The sequence below is a fragment of the Streptomyces sp. NPDC052109 genome (assembly GCF_040680195.1).
Lineage (GTDB): Bacteria > Actinomycetota > Actinomycetes > Streptomycetales > Streptomycetaceae > Streptomyces.
The window spans coordinates 366,662-374,796 of the sequence record NZ_JBFAWF010000007.1; the positions used below are offsets into that span (position 1 = coordinate 366,662).

The window sequence follows — 8,135 nt, forward strand, 5'->3', positions numbered from 1 at the left end:
CAGCGAGTCTCATGTCGTTCGGTGACTGGGCGGCGTACTTTCGGACGCTCGCGCAGTGCAGGCTGTTCTTCGAGATACCGAAGGACAAGGCGGATGCCACGCCCAGCGCCACGCACGTCGCCTTCGGGCACCATCCCCGTGACGCCGGCGGCCGGATCTAGGCCGTGTACACCGAGGGCATGCTCCCCGCGCCGGAGCCCCACCGCGTCTTCGGCTGGAAGTACCTCGAGTGGTTCGCCAAGGTGTGGCAGCCGACCGATCCGCCCCAGATCGTCGTCAACCCTGGCGGCCCGTGCGAGGCGTTCGTTCCCTCGGCACCGCCGCACTCGTCTGCTTGGGCCCAGTACAGGGAGGCCTGCGAACAACTCCTGGGTCGCCGTCATCGGATCCCTCCGCATCTGCTTCGCCTGGGCGTCGGCCAGGCAGGAGTCGACGAACTGCACCAAGACTGCGGCACTTTCCGGGTCGATCGCCAGCACGGCGACCACCGGCGATCAAGTACCGCCGCAGCATGCGGTCTACGCACGACGCCATTGCCGAGAGCGCCGAAAGAGGGATGCGGAGTTGCATCGAGAATTTGCCATACCTGACGATGAGGAGATCCTCAACGCACTCGGCAAATTGCCGGAGACCGATGAGAGTGGCACACGCACACTCACATGGAACGGGAATGAGGGCGACTCGCTCATGCTGTCTTATGACGCCCTTTCGGAGGATATCAGGTCGCTCGTCAAACGGGAGATCCCGGCAGTCTCGCCGCCGCCGACCTCGGGCAGATCACCCGGTCCGTGAAGCGCAGGCTCAAGCAGATCCAGTACCGCCCCGACCTGGTCGACGCCTGCCTCGCCGCCACCGAACTCATCCCGGACGCTTGAGCGGTACCTTTCCACCATGTGTATCTCGACGGGTGAAGCCGCGTTCTCCGGCACGATCGTGTACTGCGGAAGGCAGCACCACCCGATGCACGGCCTGATCCACGTCCTGGGCTACCAGAATACCGCCGTCAATCTGGCGGACGGCCCGAACGCCATGCTGCTGCACCTGCCCACCACGCAGCTCACCCCCAGGCACTTCCTCTCCGCTGGGCGCACCGGCGACGTCCTGCGCCGCATGGTCGCCGCTGTCAAACCCGTCGCCGCCGGAGCCGACGACATCGCGTGGATGAGCGCGGAACCGCACCCCGTCCAGGTCTTCGACCACGACGTCTACACGGTGCTCCTGGCCACCGACCCCACCGCAGTCCCCACCGCGCTGCAACAAGTGCCGCCGCACCGCCGTCCTGACCTCGACTCGGACCTCCTGCGCTTCTACGCCGACCACTTTCCTGACCACACCATCGCCGTGTGCTGCTTCGACAACGCCGACGCGCAACGCGCCAAGCCCCTGCTGCTGTGGTACCCGCCCCTCGACCCCGACCAGTTGACCGTGCCGGCCCTGGACAGCCACACCGGAGCGGCACCGGACCTCGACGCCGCCGTGACCGTGGACCACTGGGTCCTGCTTTCCACCGACCAAGCCCCTGCCGGCTGGGGCGAACCCGTCGACTACTCCAGGAACATGCGCCACAGCCTGCGCGGCTTCCTTCCCACCGCCGTTGTGGGCCGGTACTACGGCGAAGGGCAGACCCTGCTCAACGGAGACTTCACCATCAGCCACCGGAGCCTTCTCGCCGGCGACCTTGACCGAATCGAGCGCCTACAACCGGCTCGCCGCTGATAAGGCAGGACGACCGGGCTGTCGCACGTCAGCCGAACCCGACATCACCCATTCAAGTTCAGTAGGGCCCAACCCCGGTCAGGGCCACCGCTCTTCCGGGCCGCTCGCTCGCTTCTCCCCCGTGCTGGAGCGAGGTGTGTCGAGGGCGGCCCGACGGTCGCTTCCTCACTCCTCGGCGAACAGCTCCGCCGCGTCCGTGGCACGGACCGCCCGCTGAGCCCAGACCTCCAGCTGATCGAGGTCCGAGCAGTTCATCACGCGCTCGCGGACGGAGTCGGGCACGGGAATGCCGCGCCATTCCAGGATGCGCAGGGTCATCTCCCGGCGGTCCTGGATGCGCCCCTGCTCCAGCCCTTGCTCCAGCCCCTGCTCCCGGCCTTCCTCGCGTACCTGTTCCGCGAGCGGGTGTCGCCAGAAGTACTGGATCGCCGTCATCAGATCCCTCCACATCTGCTTCGCCTGGGCATCAACCAGGCAGGAGTCGACGAACTGCACGAAAACTGCGGCACTGTCGGGGTCGATCGTCCGCAGGGCGGCGGCCAGGGATTCCAGTATGGCCGGTGCCTGCGGGCCACGCCCGTGTGTCATGGCCGAGAGCACCGCAAGGGGGACGTCCTTTTCCGCCTGCCGCTCGTCCGCGATCACGGGAACGTTGTCCGGGCCCAGTACCAGGGGCCGTACCGTCAGCGACTCCCAGCCCGGGAAACCGAGCCGGATCGGACGCGAGGCCCAGCGCTCCGTAGCACTGCTCTGAGTGATCACGATGAGCACCGGCTCGCAACGGAACTTCTCATACAGGTAGCTCAGGTAGTACGGCCAACTGCCCCCCTTGCGCTCGTCCACCTTCCCCTGCGACTCCACCACCAGCAGATACGTGCCCTCGTCCGTCTCCGCCCGCAGCAGGGTGTCCACACGGCGCTCGACCGGCTCGATCTCGGTGAGGTCGATGTTCAGCGCCGCGATCTCCCTCGGCTCGGGGAACGGCACGTGCAGCACCCGCTGTAACGCCCGCGTCAGCAGCGCCGGATCCTTCTGGAAGATCCGGTGCAACGCCTCATGCGACGAGCCGACCATCACGCCACCCCCAGCTCACACCACACGTACTTCCCCCGGTCCCCGAACCGCGCCGTCGGCTGCCACCCCCAGTACTGCGCGCACGCCCTCACCAACCCCAGCCCCCGCCCCTCCTCCAGCTCCAGCTCCGCCACCTGCTCCAGCGGGCGCGGCGGGTCCGGTGGCGCCGGGTCGGTGTCCCACGCCCCGATCCACACCGCTCCCTCCGGGGTACGGCGCACCCTCAGCGCAGCCGGCCCCTTCGTGTGCCGCACCGCGTTCGACACCAGCTCCGCCGCCAGCAGCTCCGCCGTGTCCGCCAGCCCGATCAGACCGTGCACCGTCAGGATCAGACGCAGCGTGCGACGGCACACCGTCACCGCTCTGAGGTCGTTCGGGATGTACAGGGTGTAGTCCCAGGACTCGGGCTCGTTCTCGGGCATGCGTCATCAACTCCGTTCGGTGAGTCAGGATTTCGCAGCGGTGGCCTGCCGCCCCCGTCATGGCACGACGGGGCGGTGCGCTTCCGTTGTGTGTTCGTTGCGTCACCGACGGTAAGGGTAACCTGTTATCCGCAGCAAGCTGATCGCGTGATCCGCCCCCCGAAAGAGTCAGGAGCAACTCATGGTCCAGAGGCGCGAGCCAACAGCACGTCAGTTGCGCCTGGGGCTCGAACTGCGCCGACTGCGCGAGGCAGCGGGGCTCACCGCCGTCCAGTCGGCTGCTCTGCTCGGGATGAACCGGGTCCAGATCAGCCACATCGAGTCCGGGCTCATCGGGGTGAGCGAGGAGCGGCTGCGGCGATTCGCCTCCCATTACGCCTGTACGGACGAGGAGTTCGTGGACGCGCTGGTCGAGATGGCAACGGACAGGACACGCGGCTGGTGGGAGGAGTACCGGGGCCTGCTCCCCACGTCGTTCCTGGACCTGTCCGAGCTGGAGCACCATGCCCGGTTCCTGCGCCACGTGGCGATCCTGTACGTGCCGGGCCTCCTGCAGACCGAGGACTACTCCCGTGCCGTCTTCGCGTCCAGGCTGCCGGAGCTGACCGGTGAGGAACTGGAGTTGCGCATCCGGCACCGGAAACGGCGCCAGGAGTTCGCCGTCCCGTACGAAGCGGTGATCCACGAGGCGGCGCTTCGGATCAGGGTCAGTGATCGCGCCGCCTCAAGGGCCCAACTCGCCCGGCTCCTCGAGCTCTCCGACGCGGACCACATCACCGTGCGCATCATCCCTTTCGACCTGGACGGCTTCGCCAGGGCCTCCAGCACGATGACGTACGTGGGCGGTCCCCTGCCAAAGCTGGACACAGTGGTCCGCGACGCCCTTCACGGCTCGGCCTTCATTGACTCCGAGGCTCAGCTGAACACCTACCGAACGAGTTTCCGTAAAGTGGAGGCCGCGTCACTCGGACCCGAACGGTCGCGTGAGTTCATCCACCGGCTGGCGAAGGAACTATGAGGAGTCCCATGGACAACTGGCGGAAGTCGTCCTACTCCGGCCCCGGCGACGGCAACGAGTGCGTCGAAGTCGCCGACACCCGCACGCACGTCGCCATCCGCGACTCCAAGGACCCGGCCGCCGGCACCCTCACCGTCCCGGCAGGATCCTTCGCCCGCTTCATCGAAGCCCTGAAGAAGACCCCGTAGCGCGATCCTCGGCAGCCGCGCCTACCGCAGCAGCACCCCCGCCCCCTCCACACCGTCCTCGGACGGCACCGCCACCAGCCCCATCTCCGCGCTGGAGGCCAGCAGGCGGTGGGCCGGGAGGATGCGGACCGTGTAGCCGTAGGGGCCGGTGCGGTCCAGGGACAGGGGGCCCTCGTACACCAGCCGGCCCTCGAGGTCCGGCGCGCCCGTCGGTTTCAGGGGGACCACCGTCGCGTCCGTGATGCGGTCCTCCGCGTCCACCCGGCCGGAGACCGCCTGGACCTCCACGTCGTCCGTCGACAACTCGCCGAGCCCGATCCGCACCCGCAGCCCCACCGTCGACCCCAGTTCCGCCGTGGCCGTCGGCGCCGTCGTCTCCACGTGGTCGACGCTCACCCTGGACCAGGCCGCCCGGACCCGGGACTTCCAGGCGGCCAGATCACTGGCCGTGTCCCGGGTCAGGGCGCGGTGGGCCTGGGCGGCGGGGATGTACAGGCGCTCGACGTACTCGCGGACCATGCGGCCGGCCAGCACCTTGGGCCCGAGCAGCGTGAGGGTCTGGCGGACCATCTGGATCCAGCGGTCGGGCAGCCCGCCCCGGCCCCGCTCGTAGAAGCGCGGAGTCACCCGCTGTTCCAGCAGGTCGTACAGGGCCGCCGCCTCGATGTCGTCGCGGCGGTCGGCGTCGGTGGCGGCGCCGTCCGCCGTCGGGACGGCCCAGCCGAAGTCCGGCTGGAACCATTCGTCCCACCAGCCGTCCAGGACGGAGAGGTTGAGGCAGCCGTTCAGTGCCGCCTTCATACCGGACGTGCCGCAGGCCTCCAGCGGGCGCAGGGGGTTGTTCAGCCAGACGTCGCAGCCGGGGTAGAGCTTCTGCGCCATCGCCATGCCGTAGTCGGGGAGGAAGACGATGCGGTGGCGCACGCGTGGGTCGTCGGCGAAGCGGACCAGTTCCTGGACCAGGCGCTTGCCGCTGTCGTCCGCCGGGTGCGCCTTGCCGGCGACGACGATCTGGATCGGGCGGTCCGGATGCAGCAGCAGCTCCATCAGGCGGTCCCGGTCGCGGAGCATGAGCGTGAGGCGCTTGTACGACGGGACCCGGCGGGCGAAGCCGATCGTCAGGACGTCCGGGTCCAGCACCCCGTCGATCCATCCCAACTCGGCGTTCCCGGCGCCGCGTTGCCGCCAGGACGCCCGCAGCCGCTCCCGCACCTCCAGCACCAGCTGTTCGCGCAGGGTGCGGCGCAGCTCCCAGATCTCCTCGTCCGAGATGTCGGCGACGGAGTCCCAGCGGTCGCTGCCGCCGACGCTCAGCGCGTCCTCGGCGCGCTCCGAGCCGACCTGCCGGGCGCCCAGCCGCAGCACCTCGGGGGCCACCCAGGTCGGGGCGTGCACCCCGTTGGTCACGGAGGTGATCGGCACCTCCTCGGCGTCGAATCCCGGCCACAGGCCCGCGAACATCTCCCGGCTGACGTGCCCGTGCAGCAGCGACACCCCGTTGGCCCGCTGGGCGAGCCTGAGGCCCATCACGGCCATGTTGAACAGGTTGGGCTCGCCGCCCGGGTACGTCTCCATGCCCAGCGTCAGAATGCGCTGCACGTCGAGGCCGGGAAGCTCGGCCCCCGGCCCGAAGTGCCGGGCGACCAGCTCCCGGTCGAAGCGGTCGATGCCGGCCGGGACGGGGGTGTGGGTGGTGAAGACCGTGCCCCCGCGCACCGCCTCCAGGGACGAGTCGAAATCGAGCCCCCCGGCGCACAGTTCGGCGATCCGTTCCAGGCCCAGGAACCCCGCGTGCCCCTCGTTGGTGTGGAACACCTCCGGCTCCGGGTGCCCGGTGAGCCGGCAGTACGTCCGCACCGCCCGGACCCCTCCTATCCCCAGCAGCATCTCCTGCAGCAGCCGGTGCTCGCTGCCACCGCCGTAGAGCCGGTCGGTCACCCCGCGTTCACCGAGGTCGTTGTCCTCCACGTCCGAGTCGAGGAGCAGCAGCGGCACCCGGCCGACCTGGGCCAGCCAGATCCGGGCGTGCAGCGCCCTGCCGCCGGGCAGCGCCAGCGAGACCTGCGCCAGGGCGCCGTCGGCCTCCTTCAGCTGGGTGAGGGGCAGCTCGTTGGGGTCGAGCACCGGGTAGTGCTCCTGCTGCCAGCCGTCGCGGGACAGGGTCTGCCGGAAGTACCCGTGCCGGTAGAGGAGGCCGACGCCGATCAGCGGTACGCCGAGGTCGCTGGCGGCCTTCAGATGGTCGCCCGCGAGGATGCCGAGGCCGCCGGAGTACTGGGGCAGTGCGGCCGTGATGCCGAACTCCGGGGAGAAATAGGCGACCGCGGCGGGCATCCCGGCCGCCTGCGTCTGGTACCAGCGGCCGCCGGTCAGATAGTCGTCGAGGTCGTCGGCGGCCGCGCCGAGGCGGCGCAGGAAACGCCGGTCCCCGGCCAGCTCGGCCAGCCGCGCGGGGCGTACCCGGCCCAGGGTCCGTACGGGGTCGCCCCCGGCCGCGGCCCAGGCCTCGGGGTCGACGGACTGGAACAGGTCGCGCGTTTCCGCATGCCAGGACCAGCGCAGATTGCGCGCCAGGTCGCTCAGCGGCCGGAGAGGTTCGGGGAGAACGGGACGGACGGTGAACCGACGGATCGCCTTCACACTTCCACCTCGGACGCGTTGCGGAGTGAGACGCACGGCGCTGTACGTCTCGTCGTCACCCTCGACGGTAGTTGTTACCCGGGGGTCGGTGGGGACGCGCACGGCGGGGGTGTCGGGGCGTTAAGGGGCGGTCGGCGGGCACTCGGTAAAAAGGGGCCGGTCTTGCGGGTGGACATACGCGTGAGTAGTTAACAAAGTTCCGGATTGCCCACCCGAACAGGGTGGGAAGGCTCCTCCGGTACGACCCCACAGGCGTCCCACAGCACCACCGCAGGACCCACCTCCCCACATCCATCCGCCCACACCCTCGTTGACGCGGACAGGAGCGGTCATGCCCGCCAGGCACCAATCCTCAGCACCCCCGACAAGCAGCAAGGCCAAGGCAGCAGCAAAGAAAAATACGGGCAAGAAAGCCGTAAAGGCCGCCACCGACCTTCCCGGCCCGCCCGGTCCCGCCGATCCCCCGCCCGGCTCCGGGGCGACCACCGTCGGCCGTATCCCCGTCCTCGACGTCCGCCCGGTGGTCCGGCAGGGTCGCCGGCCGGCCAAAGCCGTGACCGGTGAGTCGTTCGAGGTGTCCGCCACCGTCTTCCGGGAGGGGCACGACGCCGTCGCGGCGAACGTGGTGCTGCGCGGCCCCGCCGGCGGGGCCGGACCGTGGACGCCGATGCGTGAACTCGCCCCGGGCACCGACCGTTGGGGCGCCACCGTCACCGCGGGCGAGCCGGGCCTGTGGACGTACACGGTGGAGGCCTGGTCCGACCCGGTCGCCACCTGGCGGCACCACGCGGGCATCAAGATCCCGGCGGGCATCGACACCGAGCTGGTCCTGGAGGAGGGCGCGCGGCTGTACGAGCGCGCGGCCGCCGGAGTCCCGGACGACGGCCGGCCGCTCGTGCTGGAGGTGGTGGCGGCCCTGCGCGACGACAAGCGCCCGGCCGCCTGGCGTCTCGCGGCGGCGCTGGCGCCGGAGGTGACGGATCTTCTGACCCGCCATCCGTTGCGGGAGCTGGTCACCGCCTCCGACCCGATGCCGCTGCTGGTGGAGCGCGAACGCGCCCTGTACGGCTCCTGGTA

8 protein-coding genes are annotated in these 8,135 nt (G+C 69.8%); 5 read left to right on the forward strand and 3 right to left on the reverse strand.

Features of this window, described 5'->3' with window-relative positions; genetic code table 11:
• Positions 1–11 precede the first annotated feature (11 nt).
• Together AB0L59_RS18130 and AB0L59_RS18135 are read left to right on the forward strand one after the other, a co-directional pair.
• Complete coding sequence (locus AB0L59_RS18130) at positions 12–161, forward strand: hypothetical protein (RefSeq protein WP_365584340.1); 150 nt, start codon at positions 12–14, stop codon at positions 159–161.
• 730 nt (positions 162–891) lie between these two features.
• Positions 892–1,716, forward strand: a complete 825-nt coding sequence (locus AB0L59_RS18135) for a hypothetical protein (protein ID WP_365584343.1) — start codon at positions 892–894, stop codon at positions 1,714–1,716.
• Between the two features lie 165 nt (positions 1,717–1,881).
• On the opposite strand, the gene AB0L59_RS18140 is transcribed toward AB0L59_RS18135, so the two are convergent.
• The gene (locus tag AB0L59_RS18140; protein ID WP_365584346.1) at positions 1,882–2,790 is read right to left on the reverse strand and encodes a hypothetical protein; all 909 of its coding nucleotides are present in this window, start codon (positions 2,788–2,790) and stop codon (positions 1,882–1,884) included.
• The gene (locus AB0L59_RS18145; protein WP_365584347.1) at positions 2,790–3,212 is read right to left on the reverse strand and encodes an ATP-binding protein; all 423 of its coding nucleotides are present in this window, start codon (positions 3,210–3,212) and stop codon (positions 2,790–2,792) included. Before AB0L59_RS18145 ends, AB0L59_RS18140 begins: the two co-directional genes overlap by 1 nt.
• Before the next feature lie 181 nt (positions 3,213–3,393).
• Here AB0L59_RS18145 and AB0L59_RS18150 point away from each other — a divergent pair, with 181 nt between their 5' ends.
• Both AB0L59_RS18150 and AB0L59_RS18155 read left to right on the forward strand, forming a co-directional pair.
• The gene (locus AB0L59_RS18150; protein WP_365584350.1) at positions 3,394–4,230 is read left to right on the forward strand and encodes a helix-turn-helix transcriptional regulator; all 837 of its coding nucleotides are present in this window, start codon (positions 3,394–3,396) and stop codon (positions 4,228–4,230) included.
• 8 nt (positions 4,231–4,238) lie between these two features.
• Complete coding sequence (locus tag AB0L59_RS18155) at positions 4,239–4,418, forward strand: DUF397 domain-containing protein (protein ID WP_365584353.1); 180 nt, start codon at positions 4,239–4,241, stop codon at positions 4,416–4,418.
• Positions 4,419–4,439: 21 nt separating this feature from the next.
• Here AB0L59_RS18155 and AB0L59_RS18160 read toward each other — a convergent pair whose 3' ends face one another.
• Entirely contained in the window at positions 4,440–7,058 is a 2,619-nt protein-coding gene (locus AB0L59_RS18160) for a glycosyltransferase family 1 protein (protein ID WP_365584355.1), read from the reverse strand.
• A 331-nt stretch (positions 7,059–7,389) separates the two neighbouring features.
• On the opposite strand from AB0L59_RS18160, the gene AB0L59_RS18165 reads away from it, so the two are divergent.
• A partial coding sequence (locus AB0L59_RS18165) for a maltotransferase domain-containing protein (protein WP_365584358.1) occupies positions 7,390–8,135 on the forward strand: 746 nt, incomplete at its 3' end.